This is a genomic window from Acinetobacter sp. ANC 4558 (genome assembly GCF_002135375.1).
Classification (GTDB): Bacteria; Pseudomonadota; Gammaproteobacteria; order Pseudomonadales; family Moraxellaceae; genus Acinetobacter.
Genome location: NZ_NEGH01000015.1, coordinates 17,867 through 40,691 on the forward strand (window position 1 = coordinate 17,867; position 22,825 = coordinate 40,691).

Sequence of the window (22,825 nt, forward strand, 5' to 3'; positions counted from 1 at the left end):
GCCATGTTTTTGGTCGTGCTTGATTCGTTGATGTCATTCATAAGGATCATTGCAATGAACCAATTAACGAATCTCACCGCTTCAGAAATTACTGCTCAACATGAGCAAGATGCAAAAGATTTAACTCGAATTTTACCCGCTTCTAAAAAAGTCTATATTCAAGGTTCACGACCAGACATACAAGTCCCTATGCGTCAGATTGAACTCGCTGATACACCTGAAGGTTTAGGTGGTGAGAAAAATTTACCCATTATGGTTTATGACACTTCTGGTGCATATACAGATCAAAGCATTCATATTGACTTAAATCAAGGCTTACCTAATGTTCGTGATATCTGGATTGAAGAGCGCAATGATACTGAACTTTTAGATGCACTCACGTCTAAGTTTGGACAAGAACGTTTAAGAGACATTCGAACGGCTGAAATTCGTTTTGCACATATTCAAAAACCAAGACGTGCAAAAACTGGTCGCAATGTCACGCAAATGCATTATGCAAAACAAGGCATTATTACCCCTGAAATGGAATATATTGCCATTCGTGAAAATCAACGCCAGCTTGAAGGTGTTGATATTCGCCAACATAATGGTCAAAATTTTGGGGCTCAAAACTTAAAAGAAATTACGCCAGAATTTGTGCGTGAAGAAGTCGCTTCTGGACGTGCCATCATTCCTGCAAACATTAATCATCCAGAATGCGAACCCATGATTATTGGTCGTAATTTCTTGGTGAAAATTAATGCCAACATTGGTAACTCTGCACTAGGTTCTTCAATTGATGAAGAAGTCGCTAAGATGACGTGGGCAACACGTTGGGGTGCAGATACCATTATGGATTTATCTACTGGTAAGAATATTCACGAAACACGTGAATGGATTATTCGTAATTCTCCTGTGCCAATTGGAACCGTTCCAATTTATCAAGCACTTGAAAAAGTAGATGGAATTGCTGAAAACTTAACGTGGGAAATTTTTAAAGACACACTAATTGAACAAGCAGAACAAGGGGTAGATTACTTTACAATTCATGCAGGTGTACTGCTTGATTATGTACCGCTTACAGCAAATCGTTTAACGGGTATCGTTTCTCGTGGTGGTTCAATCATGGCACAGTGGTGCTTAGCTCATCAGCAAGAAAACTTTTTGTATACCCACTTTGACGACATTTGTGAAATCATGAAAGCCTATGATATTTCATTTAGTTTAGGCGATGGTTTACGTCCTGGATGTATTCAAGATGCCAATGATGCTGCCCAATTTTCAGAACTACGTACTTTAGGTGAACTAACTCATCGTGCTTGGAAGCATGATGTACAAGTCATGATTGAAGGCCCAGGACATGTTCCAATGCACATGATTAAAGAAAATATGGATTTACAGCTCGAAGTCTGTCAAGAAGCGCCTTTTTATACATTAGGTCCTTTAACAACAGATATCGCGCCAGGTTATGACCATATTACATCAGCGATTGGTGCTGCAATGATTGGCTGGTACGGAACAGCGATGTTATGTTACGTGACACCAAAAGAACATTTGGGTTTACCAAATAAAAAAGATGTAAAAGATGGCATTATTACCTATAAAATTGCAGCGCATGCAGCAGATTTAGCCAAAGGACATCCGGGCTCTCAAGTTCGAGACAATGCATTATCTAAAGCACGTTTTGAATTCCGCTGGGAAGATCAATTTAATTTAAGCTTAGACCCAGATACGGCACGTAGTATGCATGATGAAACTATGCCTAAAGAAGCACATAAATCAGCACATTTTTGCTCAATGTGTGGTCCAAAATTCTGTTCAATGAAGATTACACAAAATGTTCGTGAATATGCTGATCAACTTCAATCTACGACAAATATTTAAGGCAATATATTTAAATATTTGAATTTGAGTTAATTTAACTTAACAAAGAAGCATCATTATTGAGCAAAATAGTGATGCTTCTTTGATTTATTATCGATATAATAAAAAACATTTCATCTTTATTGAAAACTAAGTTAGGATGAAAAGCGATTCTTTTGTGATCTTTTGTAAAATTTATGACTATTATTCAACAAGCTACATTTTGTAAAAAAGACTTCAAAATTCATCAGCGTGAATATTTATATCGAGGTTTTATTGGTGTTGAAAAACTAAGTCTAAATCACCATTTATTTAATAAAACTACAGAATCCCCTATGTTAAATAGGGAATTAATTCATCGCCCCGAAGCCGCAGGCGTACTTATTTATGACCCTCAAAAACAAACGATCGCCTTAATTGAACAATTTCGTATTGGTGCCATCGAAGATGATATTTCACCTTGGCAACTTGAAATCATTGCGGGTGTTCTCGATGGTGATGAATCCCCTGAAATCTGTGTTCGTCGAGAAGCACTAGAAGAATCAGGATGTCAAATCAATGAATTACAACATCTTTTTAGCTTTTATCCTTCTGCAGGAGCTTGTGATGAGTTATTTCATTTATATACAGCACAAGCAGATCTCCCAGTAGAAGGCGGAATCTTTGGCGTCGAAAATGAAGGTGAAAATATAAAATTACATATTATTCACTTTCAAGATATTCCAAATTTATTTACCAATGGTAGACTAAGAAATGCGCCTATTATCATGGCATTACAATGGTTGCAAAATGCAATAACAATAAAGAGTGTCTAAGGGGATGACATGACTTTAGTGAATAATTCAAAAAATTGGACCATCATTCAAATTACGGACACCCATCTAATGAATCATGATGGGTTAGAATTTGTTCATATGAACCCTGCTGAAACCTTTCATGCTGTGATGCATGATATTCAAATACGTTATCCACATGCAGATGCCATTATTCATACAGGAGATTTAGCCCAAGTCGCAGCACCTGAAACCTATCAATATTATCTTTCTTTTATCAGTCAATTTAAAATTCCACATTATCAAATTCCTGGTAATCATGATAATTCAGATATTTTTCCTTTCTATAAAAACCGTAATGAGGCACATGCGATTCATTTCGGTGAATGGACGATTATTCTGCTAAATAGTGCAGTAAAAGACCAAGTTTATGGGTTTATTGAACCAAAGCAACTTGATCAACTTGATCAACTTCTAACTCAATATAAAAATCAACATATTATTATTACCTGTCATCACCACCCTTTTGAAATGCACTCTCATTGGCTTGATCATCATATTTTAAAAAATACCAGTCATTTAACCGATATTTTAGCCAAACATCAAAATACTAAACTCGTTCTATTTGGTCATGTCCATCAAGACTCATGGAATCAATGGAACGGCATCTCATTTTATTCCACACCATCTACATGTGTACAATTTAAACCGAAGAGTGAAAATTTTGCATTAGATGAAGAAGCGCCAGGTTATCGAGTTTTACATTTAAAAGAAAATGGTGAGTTTGAAACAAAAATTCATCGGATAAGCCATAAAGTTGTCAAAATAAATGCACATATTTCAGGTTACTAACTTTTAATTTTATCAATTTTGCATTACTTTAATGCGTTCGAAATAAAATGTGATCAGTCTATTGCCGACAACTTAGACTATCAAAATAGATAAAAAGTCTATATCATGACGACCCCCGAGGGAACATTCTCTTGGCTGGAATGAATGAAAGACACTTGCACATCACCATATTTTTTGCGTATCGATAATACGTATATGATGAGGATTGCCCTATATGGCGAATGACAACCAAAATCAAGTCTTGGATGACCAAACTGATCTTGTAGACGACAAAGCTACAAAACGTGTGCGTAAGCCAAAGCCAAAGGCAGACGGTGGAACAACTGCTAGCTTATTTGGTATTGAGCCTTATCAACCTAAGAAAAATGAAGAATATATGTCCGAAGGACAACTCGAACATTTCAAAAAAATTCTTTTGGCTTGGAAAACCGAGTTAATGTCTGAAGTTGATCGTACATTAAATACCATGCAGGATGAAAATACAGCACTTCCTGATGTGAATGACCGTGCGACACAAGAAGAAGAGTTTGCAATTGAATTGCGTACTCGTGATCGTGAGCGCAAATTAATTCGCAAAATTGAGCAATCAATTGAAGCAATTAAAAATGACGATTATGGCTTCTGTGAAACCTGCGGCATCGAAATTGGCTTACGTCGCTTAGAAGCACGTCCAACTGCAACATTATGTATCGACTGTAAAACTCTGGCAGAGATCAAAGAGAAGCAAAATAACGGTTAAAGATGTTATTTAATCGTCCTCCTCTCCCTCTATTTCAGGGAGAGGGTAAAAGGATACCTTATACAGGTCGATTTGCCCCATCTCCTACTGGCCCTTTACACTTCGGCTCTTTGATTACTGCTGTCGCAAGTTATTGTGATGCACGTTCTCAACACGGTATTTGGCATGTTCGTATTGAAGATACAGATATTCCTCGTATTTCTCCAGGAAGTGAAGAACATATTCTACGTTCGATTGATGCTTTTCAATTTGAACCCGATTCAGAAATTATTTTTCAAAAAAATCGTATAAATATCTATAATCATGTGATTGAACAACTCAAACAAAATCATCTGGTTTATGCCTGTCAATGCACAAGAAAAATATTAGGTTCTAATCATATTTACACAGGAACTTGCCAATCTCTCAACTTAAACTTCACCAATCAAGCTATTCGCGTCAAAGTGGATGATTTAGATATTTGTTTTGAGGACCGCTTGCAAGGTCGACACTGTTCCAATTTAAGCCACGATTTAGGTGACTTTGTACTTAAGCGTAGAGATGGTGTAATCAATTACCAGCTTGCAGTTGTTGTTGATGATTATTTACAAGGAATCACGCACGTTGTTCGAGGTGCTGACTTACTCGACAATACTGCACGACAAATTTGGCTTACCCGATTATTGGCGTATCCGCAGCTTCAATATCTACACCTTCCCTTGGCAATGAATGGACAAGGACAAAAGCTTTCTAAACAAAATTTAGCTCACGCATTAGATTTATCAAAAGCGCCAGAACTGCTGCAACAAGCCTTAATTGCATTGCATCAACCCAGTGTTGAATTAGACACACCAGCGCGAATGTTAAAACAAGCCATTGCTCAATGGAATATACAACGCATTCCAAAAGCAACAGAGCTCAATGGTATATATCTATAAATAATAAAAAACCGAACATCACTCATCATGTTCGGTTTCATTTATTGAAAGTTACAAAAACCTAAAAACTTGACTCTTCCCGACTTGGATTCTTTTCATGCGTCATCGATTCAATTTTTAAAATCAAACTAATCATCACGGCACAAATAATTAAAGATGAGCCACCATAACTGATGAATGGTAAAGTTAAGCCTTTGGTAGGTAACATTCCCATATTCATCCCCGCATTAACCAATATTTGTAAAAGAAAAATGATACTAATGCCGTAAGCTAAATAACCAGCGCGTAGATATTGATTTTGTAATGCACGATGACCAATACGAATACAACAAATGAGCATTGTGAATGAAAGCAGTAAAACTACAAAAATACCTGAAAAACCGAATTCTTCCCCTAATACAGCTAACATAAAGTCCGTATGTGCTTCTGGAAGATATGACATTTTTTGGATGCTATGCCCTAAACCAACACCAAACCATTCTCCACGTCCAAATGCCATCAGCGCATTTGACAACTGATACCCTGCACCTAATGGATCACTCCATGGATTAGAAAATGACATTAAGCGTTCAAAACGATATGGCTCAAAAACCACCAAGAAAACAAAGGCTGCAATAATTGCCCCAAAGGCAATTGCAAACTGAATAAGCGGTGCTCCAGCAAGGAAGAATACACCCAACATGGTTAGTGCAATTACAACGGTTGCACCCAAATCAGGTTCTGCCATGACCAAGCCAACCGTTGCTGCCATAATCACGGCAAGGCGGATCAAACCTTTAATATTATTCCGAACTTCTGCTGCACGTCGTACCACATAATCTGCGGTAAAAATGGCCATCATTACTTTGGCTACTTCTGAGGCTTGTAACGTGAACCCCGCGATACGAATCCAACGTTTAGAACCATTGACCTCCGTTCCAACAACCAAAACCGCTGCCAACAAAACAATGGTAATAATCCACAAGAAAAAAGTGTTATTAAACCATGTGTTTAATGGAATACGATAAACAACAAATGCAGCAACTACAGCGACTAAAATGGAAATACCATGCCGACTCACATAATGAAAGGCATCTTCATGCATACGATCTGCATAGGGCATGGATGCTGAAGCGACCATCATGGTTCCAATGCACAATAATGCCAATACACAGAAAATAAGAATATTTCTAACATTTAACTCTGCTGGTAATTTCGGCAACCACCGTTCAAATGTCGCACTCATTTTTTGTATAGTATTCTGAGCAAACCCAGCCATACTGAAATCCTTAATTATTTTCTTAATTTAATTCATTAACAATAGCAACAAACTGCTGTCCACGCTGTACATAACCACTAAACATATCAAAACTTGCACATGCTGGCGATAACAACACCACATCATGTTCATGTGTATACTGTTGGCATATTACAACAGCCTCTTGCAAAGACTTGGCATGTATTAAATCTGTTGTACCAGAAATTGCTTTTTCAATAATGGCCTGATCTTCACCAATCAAGACTGCGAATTTGACATACTTTTTTAGAGATTGTTTTAATGCTGTAAAATCTTGTCCTTTACCTTGACCACCCAAAATAATTGCAACCTTCCCACCTTGAGCTTCGATGGCAGCACCTAAACCATCAATTGCAGCTAATGTCGCACCAATATTCGTTCCTTTTGAATCATTATAATAACGAACTTGTTTGAGCTCACGTACAAACTCACAACGATGCTCTAAGCCTTTAAATGTTTTTAATGTATCAAGCATACTCTGTAAGGGTAAACCAATTGCTTCACCTAAAGCTAAACAAGCCAATGCATTCGCCACATTATGCGTCCCTTGAATATACATCTCTGTACTTTTCAGCAGTCGCTCACGCCCACGTGCCAACCAAATTGTACCGTCTGTTTCTTTTAAAATTCCATATTGATTCATATCTGGTGCATTTAAACCAAAACTTTGCATTGGCGTTGTATCTGGCACTAATGGACGTGTCAAAGAATCATCACGATTATAAACAACTTTTTTCACACCCTGAAAAATACGGTGTTTTGCCGTATGATAACCGAGCATATCGCCATGTCGATCTAAATGATCTTCGCTCATATTCAAAACAACAGCCACTTCCGCATGAAGGTTGGATGTTGTCTCTAATTGAAAGCTTGATAATTCAAGTACATAAATATCGGGATCATCCTTCATTAAATCTAATGCAGGACGACCTAAATTACCGCCCACTGCAACCTTAGCACCCGCATTTTCAGCCATTAAACCAAATAAAGTGGTTACTGTACTTTTTGCATTTGAACCCGTAATGGCAACAATTGGCTTATCTGTTGCTCGACGTAAAATTTGTATTTCACTGACAACAGGAATTCCTTGTGCAATCGCAGCTTGTATTATTGGAAGTTTAGGATCTAATCCTGGGCTAATAATAATTTCCTCAGCATGCAATAATAATTCTTCATCAAACTGTCCAAAACTGGTCTGTACATCTGAAGGAATTTTATCAAATCCTGGTGGGTTTTCACGAGAATCTGTCACTGCAACTCGATAGCCCTTTTCATGTAAAAAATTTACAGCAGCTACACCAGAAATACCGAGTCCGGCAACGACTTTCAATCCACCACGCTGAATTAACATTTTCGCCTCATGGTCAAATAATTCAAAATTTCAGAAATGTTAGCACTTTGCTATTTTATTTGCTTTTTCTGTTTTCATTTTCTTGCATTTTTTTGTGTCAGTGCGTAAAAAGCCGTCTATTTAGACGGCTTTATGAACTATTAATTCAAGTAAAATACAAAAGTTCTATTTCCATTTAACTGCTTGAACTTCTGCTTTCTTCGCAGGTTGATCTTCAGATACAGCGCAGCCACAACCACCACCACAGCCAGCAGCTGTAGCAGGTCTAAGCCATTTTGCTAAAGTTGCCCAGCCTTTTTGTTCACATGAATTTGACAATGACATAAACACTGAGCCTGATGTTTTCGGAAATACCTTTTTAAACACCACAACAGCACTCCAAATCACCAATACTGCCACAATTAAAATTTCAAGCATTTCAATCTCCTACTACTTGACGTAATTTAACCCAAGTAATGTGATGCAATTTGATATGTCAGGAACGACATCAAATATGCTAAACCAAATAGATAAATGGTCATGAAACTTACAGTTCTCCACGAACCTGTTTCACGGCGTACTGTTGCCAAAGTTGCCAAACAATGTGGTGCATAAATAAACCACACCAGTAATGACAAACCTGTTGCCAATGTCCAGCCCAATTCACCCCCACCACTAATGATCGAGATTAAACCTTCTGACATTGTGTCTTCATCAACTGCAGACAAGGCATAAACTGTGCCTAATGCAGCAACTACGACTTCACGTGCCGCCATTGCAGGAATTAAAGCAATACAAATTTGCCAATTAAAACCAAGTGGCGCAAAAATTGGTTGTAATACATGTCCCAACATTCCTGCAAATGAATAGTCAATTTCAGGTAAGGTTGCACCTTCTGGTGGTTGCGGGAATGTACATAAGAACCACAGTAAAATTGATAAAGCAAAGATGATTCCACCTACACGCTTTAAGAAAATCATACCTCGGTCTAACAAACCAATCCAAATATTTTTTAAATCTGGAAAACGATAGCTTGGTAATTCCATGAGTAACATTTGCTGAGATTTATCTTTTTGGAAAAACTTCAATACAAATGAAACGCAAAGTGCACTTAAAATGCCTGCCATATATAATGCAAACATCACCAACCCTTGAAGATTAAAAATCCCCCAAACGGTTTCTGCTGGAATAAATGCTGCGATAAGTAATGCATATACAGGTAACCGAGCCGAACAGGTCATTAACGGTGCAACAAAAATCGTTGTTAAGCGATCCCGTGGATCGGAAATACTACGTGTTGCCATAATGCCTGGAACAGCACACGCAAAACTAGATAATAGTGGAATAAAAGCACGACCACTTAAGCCTGCCTTATACATTAACTTATCAAGCAAAAATGCAGCGCGTGGTAAATAACCCGATTCTTCTAACACTAAAATAAAGAAGAATAAAATTAAAATTTGCGGTAAAAAGACAATCACACTTCCAGCGCCCGCAATAATTCCATCAACCACGAGGCTGTTCAACATAGGCTGTGAAATATGCTCACCGAGATATTCACCAAACCATGCAAAAAATTCTTCAATTCCATCCATAAATGGTGCTGCCCAAGCAAACACCGCTTGGAAAATGATAAACATCATGACAGCTAAGCTGAGTAAGCCCAAAACTGGATGTAAGAAAATTTTATCGATAAATGCTGTACGTTTATCTTCTTGGTCGATATATACCACAACATCATTCAATAATGCCGTGATTTTTTGATGATCATCACCCACTAAACCCGTCATTTCTGTTCGAGGTACTGCATATTTTTGATCATCTAAAGCATGCTTTAAAGCTTCAATGCCTGAACTACGAACAGCAACCGTTTCTACAACAGGAATACCCAAACGCTCTGAAAGTTTTTGAGTATTAATTTGCATACCACGGCGACGTGCTTCATCCATCATGTTTAGTACAAGTAAGACCGGACGGCCTAACTCGATCATCTCTAGAACTAATCCTAGATGAAGCTTTAAGTTTGTCGCATCAACTACACATAAAAAAGCGTCTTGATTGCCCTCTTCCTCAATTTTACCGTGTACAACATCTCGGGTAATTGCCTCATCAGGACTCGTGGCATCAAGACTATAGGCGCCAGGTAAATCGAGTACTCGAACAGGTCGACCTGAAGGAAGGGTAAATTGTCCCACTTTACGCTCAACAGTTACACCCGCATAGTTTGCAACTTTTTGGCGCGTGCCTGTCAAATGGTTAAATAATGATGTTTTACCACAGTTTGGATTACCTACAAGGGCAATACGTAACGCATCACTCATGCAGATGCTCCTCCTACGCCAATTTCCACTTTTTCGGCTTCGATTTTACGTAATGCAAAACGAGTAAATCCAACTTGAATTAAAATCGGATCACCACCAAAAATACCTTTCGTGATGACTTGTACCGTCGTACCTGGTACAAATCCTAAAGTCTCTAAACGACTTGCTATTAGGTCTGCTTCAGAATTACTGCTATTTTCTGAGCGATGTACTTTCTGAATGATAGCAGTCTGTTTAACTTTTAAATCAGATAAACGCACGATATCAAATCCTTAACAATTTTGAACATTATACAAACAAATGAGAATAATTATCAAATCGATTCGAGTTTTATTCTTATTTCCTTATATCACATCGACAGCCCAAAAGTTTTACATTAGAGTAACGATTTGAAAGTCATTGCTTAATCCATAAAGACTCAATCGAATTTAATTTATGCTAAATAAAAAACCTCGTATTCCCACACCAACCCTCATTCCAGAACACTTAAGTTATTTATGCGGATATCGAGACTACTTAATTGCGCATACCGTTAGTCCACATACACGAAATGCTTACTTATCTGATTTAATTCAATGTAGCGAATATCACAAAAGCCCTTTACCCAGTTGGAATAGTGAAGATATTGCAGACATTTTGCTTGAACTCACCAAACAAGGTAAAAGTCCACGCTCTATTGCACGGTCACTATCTGCACTACGTTCTTTTTTTAAATTTTTACGTGAACAAAAACTCAGATCTGACAATCCTGTGGCTGTACACAAAACTCCTAAAATTGGTCGTGCATTACCGAAAGATTTATCTGAACAAGATGTAGAAGCTCTTATTCAAGCACCAAATACCTCCACAGTTCTTGGTTTAAGAGATCGAGCAATGTTTGAAGTGCTTTATGCTTGCGGATTGCGCGTCACAGAATTACTTAATTTACGCTTAGAATTAATCAATTTAAAACAAGGTTATTTACGAATTGTAGGTAAAGGAAATAAAGAACGATTGGTTCCTTTAGGACAAATTGCCTGTGAGTGGGTTGAAAAATACTTAAATACTGCACGTCCCGAGTTACATAAAACCTCCACAGATTACCTTTTTCTAACACAGCATGGCGGAATCATGAGTCGGCAAAATTTTTGGTACGCTATTAAACGCTATGCACTTCAAGCTGGAATTCAAGCTGAACTTTCACCACATACCCTAAGGCATGCCTTTGCGACCCACCTACTTAATCACGGTGCAGATTTACGTGTCGTTCAAATGTTACTGGGACATAGTGATTTATCTACTACACAAATTTATACACATGTTGCTCAAATTAGAATGCAACAATTACACGCAATGTATCATCCTAGGGCATAACCTCAATACTTCACCAAATTTATAGCACAAAGATTTTTTTCTCCATTGACGATTTTTTGTTATGCTACAGGCTCATTTTTAATATTCGCAATAAAGGGTTAATGATGGCTTTTACCCACTCAAAAATCTTCCTTGCATGTGCACTTACATCTACTATTTTTCTTTCAGCATGCTCAAAATCAGATGATGAAAAGAAAGCAGGCACATTAACCGCGAGTGCTCCTGCTACAGGTGAAGCATCTAATCTTTCTGAACGTAATGCTCAGCATCGTCTTATTCAAACCTTAACTGAACATTTTAAAACAGCAGGTATTACTGCCAAAATAGAAAGTGTTCAACCGACTGAAGTCCCTAATTTATTTTGGGTTAGCGTTGAAGGGATGCCCGCGATTTATGCAACGGCAGATGGAAAATATATCATTCAAGGTGATGTCATCCGTTTAGGTACTAAACAGCTCGTGAATGTGAGTGAACCATTACAAGCTGCATCGAATAAAGCATTGTTAGCTCAACTAAAACCTGAAGATTTGATTATCTATAAGGCAAAAGGCAAAACCAAACATGTCATTTACGTGTTTACGGACGTCAGTTGCCCATATTGCCATAAACTTCATGAACATCTCGATGAAATTAATGCCAAAGGAATTGAGGTTCGTTATATTGCTTGGCCGCGTGGTGAAGAATTCATACCAGCAATGGAAAATGTTTGGTGTAGTAAAGATCGTCAGGCTGCTTTTAACAAAGCAATTGCAGGAGAACACGTTGATTCAGCGATCTGTAAAAATCCTGTGAGTGACCAATATCAACTTGGCGTGAAGATGGGCGTAAACGGAACACCTGCAATTTATAATGCAGAGGGATTGTATTTAGGTGGATATTTAACTCCTGATGAGTTATCAAACCGTTTAAATAACTAAATTTTATATTTTAAATTACTGTTTTTTATAAGTATATATATTCTTAAATATCCGCTAGAGTCATCGCGTTTTTTTAGCTATGATCTATGCTTAAATTATAAATTGATATATGGAGTGTGACGTGAAACCAGTTCGTCTGGCAATCCTCGGTCTAGGTACTGTAGGTGGTGGAGCCTTAGAGCTCTTAAAAGAAAATGCTGCTGAGATTAAACGTCGCACCGGTCGTGAAATTCAAATTACTTACGTAGGTACTCGTCGACCTCGTCCCGATTTAGAACTTCCTGAATCGGTTAAGCAAAGTTCAGATTTATTAGAAATTGTTCGCCAACCTGATGTCGATGTCGTCGTTGAAGTGATGGGTGGCATTCACCCTGCCTATGAAGTCATTAAAGAAGCCATTATTCATGGTAAACAAGTTGTTACTGCAAATAAAGCCTTATTAGCTGAACATGGCAATGAACTTTTCAAACTTGCTGATGACCATTGTGTGCAAATTGCTTATGAAGCTGCAGTTGCAGGTGGAATTCCGATCATTAAAGTTATGCGTGAAGGTCTAGCTGCCAATAAAATTGATTGGTTAGCAGGCATTATTAATGGCACAGGTAATTTTATTCTTACAGAGATGCGAGATAAAGGGCGTACTTTTGAAGATGTTTTAAAAGAAGCACAAGAATTAGGCTATGCAGAAGCAGATCCAACATTTGATGTTGAAGGAATTGATGCTGCTCACAAACTTACTCTACTCGCTTCAATTGCATTTGGTATTCCACTTCAGTTTGATAAAGTATTTACTGAAGGTATTAGTAAAATTACCGCACAAGATGTGAAATACGCTGAAGATTTAGGCTTTCGTATTAAACATTTAGGCATTGCACGTCGCGCAGAGACCGGCATTGAACTTCGTGTTCATCCAACCTTAATTCCAGACGATCAACTGATTGCGAATGTAAATGGTGTTAAAAATGCGGTGTTGGTGCATGCCAATGCTGTAGGCCCAACCTTATATTATGGCGCTGGTGCTGGCGCTGGTCCAACTGCATCTGCTGTTGTTGCCGATGTTGTTGATATTGTACGTGATATTTCTTATACGGAAGATGGTGCGGGTACAATTCCACAACTGGCATTTGAAGCATTAACAGACTTACATATTCTGTCACGCGAAGAAATGACAACTGGATACTACATCCGAATCAATGCTGAAGATCAAACTGGTGTACTTGCCGAAGTCACCGCAATTCTCAGCCGTAATGGCATCAGCATTGACGCCATTATGCAACAATCTCGTTTAAAAGACCTGATTCCTATTGTGATTCTAACTGATCCAGTTAAAGAATCTAAAATGGATGAAGCTTTGCAACAAATTCAAGCGCTCCCTGTAATTCATGGCGAAGTTGTAAGAATTCGTTTAGAATCGCTTGATAATTAATCGGGTTAGGGAGATGCTTTTTTTGCACTCCCGACCATGCTCTACACACTTGGAACATCATCATGTCTAATGCCAATCGCTACACTGGTTTAGTTGACCGTTATCGTGACCGCTTACCAGTTTCTCAAACAACTCGTGCAATTTCTTTAGGCGAAGGTAACACGCCTTTAATTAAACTTGAGAATATTCCACGCATTATTGGCAAAAATGTTGAAATTTATGTGAAATATGAGGGCTTAAACCCGACTGGTTCATTTAAAGATCGCGGTATGACCATGGCGGTCACAAAAGCGGTTGAGTCTGGTTCTAAAGCAATTATTTGTGCATCTACAGGTAATACATCTGCTGCTGCAGCGGCTTATGCTGCACGTGCAGGCATTAAAGCATTTGTTTTAATTCCTGAAGGCAAAATTGCAATGGGTAAAATGGCTCAAGCAATGATGTATGGTGCGATTACCATGCAAATTCGTGGTAACTTCGATGACGGTATGCGTCTTGTAAAAGAAGTTGCCGATCAAGCCCCTGTAACGATTGTAAACTCAATTAATCCATACCGTTTACAAGGTCAAAAAACCATTGCATATGAAATTGTAGATGAATTAGGTCGTGCACCTGATTATCACTGCTTACCTGTTGGTAATGCAGGCAATATCACGGCACATTGGATGGGTTATACCGAAGCTGTTGCAAATCAACCTGCTGATCAATTTGAGCAAGTTATTTATGATGCAAAAACCGATCAGTTCACAGGTCCTAAACCAGCTGGTTTACCGATAATGGTTGGTTATCAAGCAGCAGGAGCTGCACCATTCTTACGTGGTGCTCCCGTTGAAAACCCTGAAACTGTTGCAACTGCTATTCGTATTGGTAATCCACAAAGTTGGAATCATGCAAAAGCAGTCGTTCGTGATTCAAAAGGTTGGTTCGATGAACTTCAAGATGCTGAGATTTTAGAAGCTCAACGCCTACTTTCAATGTATGAAGGTGTCTTTGTAGAACCTGCATCTGCAGCTTCAATTGGTGGTGCAATTCGTGATATTAAAGCAGGAAAAATTGCGGAAGGTTCAGTGATTGTATGTACTGTGACTGGAAATGGACTAAAAGATCCAGATACTGCAATCAAACAATGTCAAGATGCTGTCATGCTATCTATTGATGCGGCAATGGATCAAGTTCGTGATTCTATTCTGTCTAATATGTAATTTTTATATTGAGATTGAAATAAAAAACCCTGCATTAGCAGGGTTTTTTATTCTTTAATTATTGAATGTTGAGTAAATTCAAATATTAAAAAATTAAAGACTTTTTGGTAAATGACTTGTCCAAGTCATTAAATTAATTGCTGTATCATTACGTGCTTGTGTTGTTGGTGCCCCTAAAATAACCACCACAGCTGGTCGATTATTCAATGTTGTATGCATTACGACACAGCGCCCAGCTTCATTAATATAACCCGTTTTTGAAATATTAATATTCCATCCACCATTACGTACTAATGCATTGGTATTATTTGATTTTAGAACTCGATAGCCTAAATTAAAGTCATAGGTTGGCGTGGTTGAAAACTGACGAATGAGTCCATATTGCGATGCCGCAGTCACAAGAATACTTAAATCACGTGCTGAAGCTACATTTCCTGGGTGTAACCCCGTTGACTCCAGATAGCGTGTATTGGTCATCCCTAATTGCTTTGCTTTCGCATTCATTGCCGCAATAAATGCAGACCGCCCTCCTGGGTAGGTACGTGCCAATGCAGAAGCAGCTGGATTCTCTGACTTCATTAGCGCAAATAAGAGCGCTTCAGCACGATTCATTGTATCCCCTGCACGCAAGGTAGAACTCGAACTTTTACAACCTGAACACGAGAAATCACTTTGATCTAAAGCAATGGTTTCCGACATATTTAAACGTGCGTCAGCAATCACAACAGCGGTCATTAATTTTGTAATTGATGCGATTGGCAAAGATGCATTGGAGTTTTTGCTATAAAGCACTTCCCCTGTTTGTGCATCCATAACAAGCGCAGCACGCGCATTTACATCTGGTGAACTATTAAAACCAGAAGTATCTATAATTTGCCCAATTTTTGTCGATGGTACGGACGCAGATGGTAATGAACTGCCACTACGTACCGTCGTTTTAACTGTTACACTACCTTGTGGACTTGGTTCTGCATTAGAAACATCGCTATTGAGCAACATCTCTACATCTTCAGGAGACCAATTTATATTGGCTTGACCTGATTGTTTAGATAAATTATTGACAACAATCTCTGCTTGAGTGAATGTTGTCGCACTAAAAAGGAAAGATATCCCTAATACATGCATTAAAGCATTTTTTGATTTTTTCACTTGTCTTTACTCAACTTCAATAAAGTAATACATTGGTATATCACTTCAAATATGTCTTACATTTACAACAAAAAATGAGTATTTTGAGCACTCGGTTTGCTGTAACAGTTTTTCGATTAGAAAATCCCATATATATAGGATTGCTAATTTTGTCGTTTCATTGCAAGCTTATTTTGCTTTATGTAACAAAAATATGAAAAGTACCTAGAGGGAAAGTATGATGATCACTGTTTTAGTTGTAGACGATCATGAATTAGTACGGACAGGAATTTGCCGTATGTTAGATGATCATACTGAAATTCAAGTCATTGGACAAGCTGAATCTGGTGAAGAAGCGATCAATATTGTTCGCCAAAACCCTCCCAATGTCGTCTTACTTGATGTCAATATGCCTGGTATTGGTGGTGTAGAAACAACACGTCGTCTATTACAAACAGCACCTGCAACAAAAGTTCTTGCGGTCAGTGGTTTGTCCGAAGAACCCTACCCCTCACTCATATTAAAAGCTGGTGCAAAAGGATACATCACCAAAGGTGCTCCTGTTAGTGAAATGGTTCGTGCAATTAATAAAGTGATGCAAGGCGGTAAATACTTCAGCGCTGATATTGCAGAGCAAATTGCAAGTTCTTACTTATCTGATACACAAAAATCTCCTTTTGATAATCTTTCTGAACGTGAAATGCAAGTCGCTATGATGGTCGTCAACTGTATTTCTACTCAAGAAATTGCCGATAAACTCTTTGTGAGCGTGAAAACTGTAAATACCTATCGCTATCGAATTTTTGAAAAACTAAATATAGATAGCGATGTAAAATTGACACATCTAGCCATTCGTTATGGTCTAATTAAGCCTTAGATGCAAGGTGTAAATGCACGCTGAAAATCAGGCATTGAACCAATACCATTTAGGTCTGTGGTATGGTTCATATCGTTTTATTATTTCATGTTGTCTTTTCATTGTTTTCTTAACCACATCACAAAGTTTTAATCCAGACCACTCCCATCCTCAACTCTATTTATTCATACTGATTCTCTATGTCGTTTTAACAAGCTTACAATTTATTGCATACAAGTTTTTTCAACACAATGTTCGTAGTGCCATTACTTTATTTTATGCGATCGATATTCTGATCTATAGCAGTTTAATTTTTACTTCAAATGGTCCTAACCTATACGTTAGCTTATTATTTAGCATTACTATTTTTACAGCTTCTTTACTTTTAGAGTCAAAAAAAGCCTTATTTATTACTCTCGTCGCGATCATCGGCATTATTTATCAACATGTCGTCGGAAGTTTCTTTTCAAGTATAAGCTCAAATAATATTGGAAATAGTGTTTTATTATCGATCTTATTTTTATTTATTTATGCATGTGGGCAAATGACAATTAAACGATTTCATTTACTCGAAAACTCTAACTTTCATCAATCCCTCGAATTAAATCAACTACAAAATATTAATCGATACATTCTAGAACAAATTGAAACAGGATATTTAGTCTTAGATCAAAACTATCATGTCGTCTTAAGCAATCCAGCATCAAAACAACTACTTGGAATTAACACTACATTTTCAACAAATGCATTTTCATTGTATGATGCCCAACCAGATCTCGTTAAATATCTAACATTTGATCACTTAAAAAATGGTGAAAAATTTCAATTCACCTCTAAGCTCAGTCATTACCATACACATATTACCATTCAAACGCTTAAGACACCTCAGCAAACGCTAATCCTACTGATTATTCAAGATACAAAACGCTTAGACCAACAAGTGCAACAACTTAAACTGGCAGCCTTAGGACAACTTTCAGCCAGCATTGCACATGAAATTCGAAATCCATTAGCTGCGATTGTTCAAGCAAATTATTTATATTTAAATAGCCATGTACAGGAACAAGAGCAACTTTCCAACCTGATTGCTAAACAGGCCTTGAGAATTAATAAAATTATTGAAGATACGCTTGGCATGGTAAAAAGCAAAGATACTTTACCTCAACCCATTTTATTAGATGATTTCATAACACGTTTCATAGACGAAGATTTATCCGATATTTCTAATAAAATAAAGCTGAAATATGAACAAAATTTAAGTATACTCTTTGATGAATCACAATTAAGACAAATATTAATAAACCTGATTCGAAATGCAATAAGACATAATAATCCAAATTACAGCTATATTATTATTGAAATATATAAACAAGAAAATTTAGTCAGAATAGAAGTTAAAGACTTTGGGGATGGCATAGCTCAACAAGATATTCATAATCTCTTTCAACCCTTTTTCAGCACTGAAATTAACGGAACAGGTTTGGGACTATATTTATCAATGAGTTTTTGTGAAGCCAATCAGGCAAAACTTAGTTACGTCGAACAAACCACAGGGACATGCTTCAGAATAGAGTGTTCAAGTTTAGCTGTAATTTAATTTTTTGGGGAAAAAATTGAATTCAAAAGCAATCGTACTCTTAGTCGATGATGAAGAGGACTTATGCCGTTTAATGGCAATGACACTGTCTCGTATGGGAATACAATCTTATATTGCCCATACGGTTAAACAAGCCAAAGCATGTTTAGCGACTCAACATTTTGATGCATGCTTAACCGATCTAAATCTTCCCGATGGTAATGGGATTCAACTGGTTCAATATATCTCTGAATATTACACCTCCTTACCCGTTGCTGTGCTTACCGCCTATGGCAATATGGAGATTGCCATTTCAGCACTAAAAGCAGGTGCATTTGATTTTGTGAACAAACCAATCAATCAAAGACATTTAGAACAATTATTAGAAAAGGCTTTACATCATCCTTTGACATTTTCAGATGCTAATCAACAAGAATTACAACTTGAACATCAGATGTTAATTGGACAATCACACGCAATGCAAGAATTAAGAGTGACATTAAAAAAAATTGCCCGCTCCCAAGCGCCTGTATTTATTACAGGAGAGTCTGGCACTGGAAAAGAAGTCGTTGCGAACTTAATTCACCGTTTAAGTAATCGAAATGATGGGCCATTTATTGCTATTAACTGTGGAGCAATACCTAATGATTTAATGGAAAGTGAATTATTTGGCCATAAAAAAGGAAGCTTTACAGGGGCAACTCAAGACAAGCAAGGCCTTATTCTATCTGCACAAGGAGGCAGTTTATTTTTAGATGAAATTGCAGAGTTGCCGTTAAATATGCAAGTTAAACTTTTACGTACTGTACAAGAAAAAAAAATTCGCCCAATTGGCTCGGACCAAGAAATTGAAGTAGATTTTCGAATTATTAGTGCCAGTCATCAAGATTTAGAAAGCTTAGTACATCAAGGGCGTTTTCGCCAAGATTTATTTTTCCGCATTCATGTTATGGATATTATTCTTCCGCCATTACGAAACAGAGAACATGATATTTTATTGCTTGCCCATTATTTTAGCCATAAAATATCCCAAGAATGGGGCATTCAGCCCAAAATATTTAATCTAGAAGCTGAAACTTTTTTATTAGCGCAGCACTATCCTGGCAATGTTCGAGAGCTCCGTAATATCATTGAACGTGCAGTGACCTTATGTGATGGAGAATGTATTAAAATCGAACATCTTCAAACAACTCCTTTAAATCAAAGGCATCATATAGCAAACAACATTCAAAAAAGTGATACAAATCAATCGACCCAAAGCCTTTGTACAAACATCACAACTCAATATGTTCCAACAGAAGGCTTAGAACTTTATTTAGAAAAAATCGAAAAAGAAATATTACTTCATACACTGAATTCAACACATTGGAATAGAACACTTGCTGCAAAAAAACTCAAAATGTCTTTTAGGTCGCTCAGATATCGGTTAAAAAAATTTGAACTAGATCATGATGAACAACATTACTAAGCGAATCAATATCGTGAATTACGCCCTATATCATTACTTTTGATTTAAAAGAAGCTCTGAAACATGCTCGATATAAGCATCATCTTTCATCTCATGAGGTAAGGCATATGCATGATCTGGCTCAATACCAATACCTTCAATCATGTTGCCTAAGGGTGTGTAGTAGTGGGAAACTGTCATCTGTAATGCTGAACCATCAGATAATGGAAAAAGCTTTTGCACCACCCCTTTTCCATAACTTTTTTCACCCACAATCCATGCACGCTTATGCTCTTTTAACGCAGCAGTAAATACTTCAGCTGCTGATGCTGAGCGATTATTAATCAAAATTCCAACTTTTAAATTCTCAAAATCATAACTCGGTAAGGCCTGATATTGCTGATCACCTTCGGAGCGACTTTTCGTCGAAACAATTAAACCTTGACTCAAAAATAAATCTGCCGACTCAACCGCTGCTGAGAGTAACCCCCCAGGATTGTTTCTAAGGTCAATCAGCACAGCTTTCACACCGCTATCACCATATTGTTCAATTAAGTTTTGAATTTGAGTTGCTGTATCTTGCTGAAAAACTTTAACTTTCAAAACCAATACATGGTTATGTAATAACTGCGCCTGTATATCTGTTTCTAGTTTTTTATTTCGAACTAATGTGAACGGAGAACTATTATTTGCCAATTGAATACTGAGCGTACTACCGACTGATCCTGTGAGTAAGTTATTCACTTGATCATTATTTAATTTCTTTAATTCTTGATCATCGATTTTAAAAACACTTACCCCATTTCGTAAGCCTTGCTTAGAGGAATCTCCTCCTTTTTTTAAATTTTTAATCATCCATTGGTTAATTTTATCATTATATTCCAGTTCAAAATCAACAGATGCGATATCACCTTCTGTATATTGAACCAATTGTTTATATTCTTCAGGCGTTAAATATCTAGAATATCGATCTAATCCTCCAACAAGACCTTTAATGGCTTGTTGAAATAACTGATCATCATTCTTTTCTTGTACATAGTTATCTTGAACTACACCATAAATTTGTACAAACTTTTGAATGGACTCTACAGGAATTTCTTCAGATTTTTGCTCAAAATCATCATCAAAATTTGCAGCATTTTTTTGCCCAGGTGCTGCCCAAACAGTAAAAAAGCTCGAACACGCCAATAAAGTTGCAAAAACTATATATGTGTGTCGAGCCATAATTCACCTTATCAAATTAATCTATGGTGTAAGGGTAATTAAATTACGACCCTTCATTTCTACTGGAATAGGAAGCTGCATTAAACTTAAGATTGTTGGTGCGATATCTGCAAGTACACCACCTTCGGCAATAACTGCCTGAGTTGGCCCCACATAAATCAATGGAACTAGCTCTGTTGTATGCTGCGTATGTACCTGACCACTTACATAATCTTGCATTTGCTCCACATTACCATGATCAGCTGTAATTAACATATGCCCTTTTTGTGCGACAACTGCTTCATATACACGACCAAGACAAGTATCTACTGCTTCAACTGCTTTTACAGCTGCGGAGAAAACACCCGTATGTCCTACCATATCACCATTCGCAAAATTTACCACGAGCAAATCATATTCACCTGAATTAATTGCAGCAACTAATTCATCTGTCACTTCATATGCACTCATTTCTGGCTTTAAATCATAAGTGGCTACATTCGGTGATGGAATTAAAATACGTTTTTCACCTGGATATTCATCTTCACGCCCACCACTAAAGAAAAATGTTACATGGGCATATTTTTCAGTTTCAGCAATACGTAGCTGTGTTTTGCCTAAATTTGATAAATATTCACCTATTGAATTTTGCAAAGCTTCAGGCATGTATGCAACTGGCGCATCAATCGTTGCTTGATAACGTGTTAGCATGACAAATTTTGCAAGATGAGGGACAACTTTACGTTCAAATCCAGTAAAGTCTTTTTCAACAAAAGCTTTGGTTAATTCACGTGCACGGTCTGCACGAAAGTTCATAAAAATTAAACTATCACCATCTGCAACTTTGACAATTTCGCCAATTCGAGTTGCTTTGACAAATTCATCACTTTCATCTGCTGCATAAGCTAATTCTAAGCCTTCAACTGCATTTGTTGCAGTACGTACCGCTTCACCTTCAGTCAGTAAACGATAAGCTTGTTCTACACGATCCCAACGGTTATCTCGATCCATTGCAAAATAACGACCGATCAATGTTGCGATTCGACCTTGATTAGGATACTGAGCAAATAGAGTATCTAATTTTTCTAATGAAGGTTGAGCACTTTTAGGTGGTGTATCGCGCCCATCTAAAAAGGCATGTAAATAAACTTGAACACCATGTTTCAGTGCAAGTTCTGCCATGGCAACAATATGATCTTCATGTGAATGCACACCACCTTCTGAAAGCAATCCCATAATGTGCACAGCACCCTTGTTTACTTTTGCTTTTTCAATGGCATCAATAAGGACTTCATGCTCAAAAAAAGCCCCTGTGCGGATATCTTTGGTAATTCGAGTAAAATCTTGATACAACACACGTCCAGCACCCAGATTCATATGACCGACTTCTGAATTACCCATCTGTCCATCTGGTAAACCAACATCTTCCCCAGAACCAGAAATTAAACTATGTGGGTGGTTTTCTTGCATTGCCGTCAAATTTGGCCGTTGTGCTGCTAAAAAAGCATTATCTTTTTCTTCAACACGATGTCCTACACCATCCATAATTACCAATACGTGAGGGATTTTGCCAGCAATTGCATCCGCCATGATGTACACTCTTTTCTGTTTACTAATTCATCGGCATATCTTACCGAATTTTCGGTAAAGACTCTACGTCCTACCTA

General features: G+C 37.5%; 19 protein-coding genes and 1 pseudogene. 12 read left to right on the top strand and 8 right to left on the bottom strand.

The genetic code is table 11. The features are described from left to right. Window positions 1–54: 54 nt before the first annotated feature. From thiC to gluQRS, 5 genes and pseudogenes are all read left to right on the top strand, one after another. Window positions 55–1,842 (top strand): annotated as a pseudogene (gene thiC, locus B9T31_RS15500) (phosphomethylpyrimidine synthase ThiC); the annotation flags it as partial. A 197-nt stretch (window positions 1,843–2,039) separates the two neighbouring features. Continuing rightward, window positions 2,040–2,657 carry an NUDIX domain-containing protein gene (locus B9T31_RS15505; RefSeq protein ID WP_086182837.1) on the top strand — a complete coding sequence of 206 codons (618 nt, stop codon included), beginning with the start codon at window positions 2,040–2,042 and terminating at the stop codon, window positions 2,655–2,657. A gap of 9 nt (window positions 2,658–2,666) precedes the next feature. Then, a complete protein-coding gene (gene cpdA / locus B9T31_RS15510) occupies window positions 2,667–3,467 on the top strand; it encodes a 3',5'-cyclic-AMP phosphodiesterase (protein WP_086182838.1) in 801 nt (266 codons plus the stop codon). A 214-nt stretch (window positions 3,468–3,681) separates the two neighbouring features. Continuing rightward, window positions 3,682–4,206: an RNA polymerase-binding protein DksA gene (gene dksA / locus B9T31_RS15515; protein WP_086182839.1), complete on the top strand. Its 525-nt coding sequence runs from the start codon at window positions 3,682–3,684 to the stop codon at window positions 4,204–4,206. A 2-nt stretch (window positions 4,207–4,208) separates the two neighbouring features. Then, window positions 4,209–5,123, top strand: a complete 915-nt coding sequence (gene gluQRS, locus B9T31_RS15520; protein WP_086182840.1) for a tRNA glutamyl-Q(34) synthetase GluQRS — start codon at window positions 4,209–4,211, stop codon at window positions 5,121–5,123. A 61-nt stretch (window positions 5,124–5,184) separates the two neighbouring features. Here the strand turns inward: gluQRS and ftsW are convergent, their stop codons facing one another. The 5 genes from ftsW to B9T31_RS15545 form a co-directional block, all read right to left on the bottom strand. Continuing rightward, window positions 5,185–6,381 carry a putative lipid II flippase FtsW gene (gene ftsW / locus B9T31_RS15525; protein ID WP_086182841.1) on the bottom strand — a complete coding sequence of 399 codons (1,197 nt, stop codon included), beginning with the start codon at window positions 6,379–6,381 and terminating at the stop codon, window positions 5,185–5,187. 22 nt (window positions 6,382–6,403) lie between these two features. Continuing rightward, complete coding sequence (gene murD, locus B9T31_RS15530) at window positions 6,404–7,750, bottom strand: UDP-N-acetylmuramoyl-L-alanine--D-glutamate ligase (protein ID WP_086182842.1); 1,347 nt, start codon at window positions 7,748–7,750, stop codon at window positions 6,404–6,406. Window positions 7,751–7,915: 165 nt separating this feature from the next. Next, window positions 7,916–8,167 (bottom strand): DUF6587 family protein, encoded by a 252-nt coding sequence (locus B9T31_RS15535; RefSeq protein ID WP_086182843.1) that lies wholly within the window; start codon window positions 8,165–8,167, stop codon window positions 7,916–7,918. A 26-nt stretch (window positions 8,168–8,193) separates the two neighbouring features. Continuing rightward, the gene (feoB, locus tag B9T31_RS15540; protein WP_086182844.1) at window positions 8,194–10,050 is read right to left on the bottom strand and encodes a ferrous iron transporter B; all 1,857 of its coding nucleotides are present in this window, start codon (window positions 10,048–10,050) and stop codon (window positions 8,194–8,196) included. Next, window positions 10,047–10,310, bottom strand: a complete 264-nt coding sequence (locus B9T31_RS15545) for a FeoA family protein (protein WP_086182845.1) — start codon at window positions 10,308–10,310, stop codon at window positions 10,047–10,049. Before B9T31_RS15545 ends, feoB begins: the two co-directional genes overlap by 4 nt. A gap of 175 nt (window positions 10,311–10,485) precedes the next feature. Here B9T31_RS15545 and xerD point away from each other — a divergent pair, with 175 nt between their 5' ends. The 4 genes from xerD to thrC all read left to right on the top strand — a co-directional run bounded on the left by xerD (window position 10,486) and on the right by thrC (window position 14,948). Then, a complete protein-coding gene (gene xerD / locus B9T31_RS15550) occupies window positions 10,486–11,403 on the top strand; it encodes a site-specific tyrosine recombinase XerD (protein ID WP_086182846.1) in 918 nt (305 codons plus the stop codon). A gap of 104 nt (window positions 11,404–11,507) precedes the next feature. Then, window positions 11,508–12,320: a DsbC family protein gene (locus tag B9T31_RS15555; RefSeq protein WP_086182847.1), complete on the top strand. Its 813-nt coding sequence runs from the start codon at window positions 11,508–11,510 to the stop codon at window positions 12,318–12,320. Window positions 12,321–12,441: 121 nt separating this feature from the next. After that, window positions 12,442–13,746, top strand: coding sequence for a homoserine dehydrogenase (locus B9T31_RS15560; RefSeq protein ID WP_086182848.1), 1,305 nt, complete (start codon window positions 12,442–12,444; stop codon window positions 13,744–13,746). Window positions 13,747–13,808: 62 nt separating this feature from the next. Beyond that, window positions 13,809–14,948: a threonine synthase gene (gene thrC / locus B9T31_RS15565; RefSeq protein WP_086182849.1), complete on the top strand. Its 1,140-nt coding sequence runs from the start codon at window positions 13,809–13,811 to the stop codon at window positions 14,946–14,948. A 93-nt stretch (window positions 14,949–15,041) separates the two neighbouring features. On the opposite strand, the gene B9T31_RS15570 is transcribed toward thrC, so the two are convergent. After that, complete coding sequence (locus tag B9T31_RS15570) at window positions 15,042–16,097, bottom strand: serine hydrolase (RefSeq protein ID WP_139840930.1); 1,056 nt, start codon at window positions 16,095–16,097, stop codon at window positions 15,042–15,044. Window positions 16,098–16,317: 220 nt separating this feature from the next. Between B9T31_RS15570 and B9T31_RS15575 the strand changes: the two genes are divergently transcribed. The 3 genes from B9T31_RS15575 (at window position 16,318) to B9T31_RS15585 (ending at window position 19,976) form a co-directional block, all read left to right on the top strand. After that, window positions 16,318–16,953: a response regulator gene (locus B9T31_RS15575; protein WP_086182850.1), complete on the top strand. Its 636-nt coding sequence runs from the start codon at window positions 16,318–16,320 to the stop codon at window positions 16,951–16,953. Between the two features lie 13 nt (window positions 16,954–16,966). Next, complete coding sequence (locus tag B9T31_RS15580; protein WP_086182851.1) at window positions 16,967–18,529, top strand: two-component system sensor histidine kinase NtrB; 1,563 nt, start codon at window positions 16,967–16,969, stop codon at window positions 18,527–18,529. Window positions 18,530–18,602: 73 nt separating this feature from the next. After that, window positions 18,603–19,976 (top strand): sigma-54-dependent transcriptional regulator, encoded by a 1,374-nt coding sequence (locus B9T31_RS15585; RefSeq protein WP_416202546.1) that lies wholly within the window; start codon window positions 18,603–18,605, stop codon window positions 19,974–19,976. A 33-nt stretch (window positions 19,977–20,009) separates the two neighbouring features. Here B9T31_RS15585 and B9T31_RS15590 read toward each other — a convergent pair whose 3' ends face one another. Then, window positions 20,010–21,179, bottom strand: a complete 1,170-nt coding sequence (locus tag B9T31_RS15590) for a S41 family peptidase (RefSeq protein WP_086182853.1) — start codon at window positions 21,177–21,179, stop codon at window positions 20,010–20,012. A 21-nt stretch (window positions 21,180–21,200) separates the two neighbouring features. Next, complete coding sequence (gpmI, locus tag B9T31_RS15595) at window positions 21,201–22,748, bottom strand: 2,3-bisphosphoglycerate-independent phosphoglycerate mutase (protein WP_086182854.1); 1,548 nt, start codon at window positions 22,746–22,748, stop codon at window positions 21,201–21,203. Between the last annotated feature and the right edge of the window lie 77 nt (window positions 22,749–22,825).

Excerpts from the sequence above, each read along its gene's own strand:
- B9T31_RS15505 (WP_086182837.1), top strand. The coding sequence starts at position 2,040 with ATGACTATTATTCAACAAGCTACATTTTGTAAAAAAGACTTCAAAATT.
- cpdA (WP_086182838.1), top strand. The coding sequence starts at position 2,667 with ATGACTTTAGTGAATAATTCAAAAAATTGGACCATCATTCAAATTACG.
- dksA (WP_086182839.1), top strand. The coding sequence starts at position 3,682 with ATGGCGAATGACAACCAAAATCAAGTCTTGGATGACCAAACTGATCTT.
- gluQRS (WP_086182840.1), top strand. The coding sequence starts at position 4,209 with ATGTTATTTAATCGTCCTCCTCTCCCTCTATTTCAGGGAGAGGGTAAA.
- ftsW (WP_086182841.1), bottom strand. The coding sequence starts at position 6,381 with ATGGCTGGGTTTGCTCAGAATACTATACAAAAAATGAGTGCGACATTT.
- murD (WP_086182842.1), bottom strand. The coding sequence starts at position 7,750 with ATGTTAATTCAGCGTGGTGGATTGAAAGTCGTTGCCGGACTCGGTATT.
- B9T31_RS15535 (WP_086182843.1), bottom strand. The coding sequence starts at position 8,167 with ATGCTTGAAATTTTAATTGTGGCAGTATTGGTGATTTGGAGTGCTGTT.
- feoB (WP_086182844.1), bottom strand. The coding sequence starts at position 10,050 with ATGAGTGATGCGTTACGTATTGCCCTTGTAGGTAATCCAAACTGTGGT.
- xerD (WP_086182846.1), top strand. The coding sequence starts at position 10,486 with ATGCTAAATAAAAAACCTCGTATTCCCACACCAACCCTCATTCCAGAA.
- B9T31_RS15555 (WP_086182847.1), top strand. The coding sequence starts at position 11,508 with ATGGCTTTTACCCACTCAAAAATCTTCCTTGCATGTGCACTTACATCT.
- thrC (WP_086182849.1), top strand. The coding sequence starts at position 13,809 with ATGTCTAATGCCAATCGCTACACTGGTTTAGTTGACCGTTATCGTGAC.
- B9T31_RS15575 (WP_086182850.1), top strand. The coding sequence starts at position 16,318 with ATGATCACTGTTTTAGTTGTAGACGATCATGAATTAGTACGGACAGGA.
- B9T31_RS15580 (WP_086182851.1), top strand. The coding sequence starts at position 16,967 with ATGCACGCTGAAAATCAGGCATTGAACCAATACCATTTAGGTCTGTGG.
- B9T31_RS15585 (WP_416202546.1), top strand. The coding sequence starts at position 18,603 with ATGGCAATGACACTGTCTCGTATGGGAATACAATCTTATATTGCCCAT.
- B9T31_RS15590 (WP_086182853.1), bottom strand. The coding sequence starts at position 21,179 with ATGGCTCGACACACATATATAGTTTTTGCAACTTTATTGGCGTGTTCG.
- gpmI (WP_086182854.1), bottom strand. The coding sequence starts at position 22,748 with ATGGCGGATGCAATTGCTGGCAAAATCCCTCACGTATTGGTAATTATG.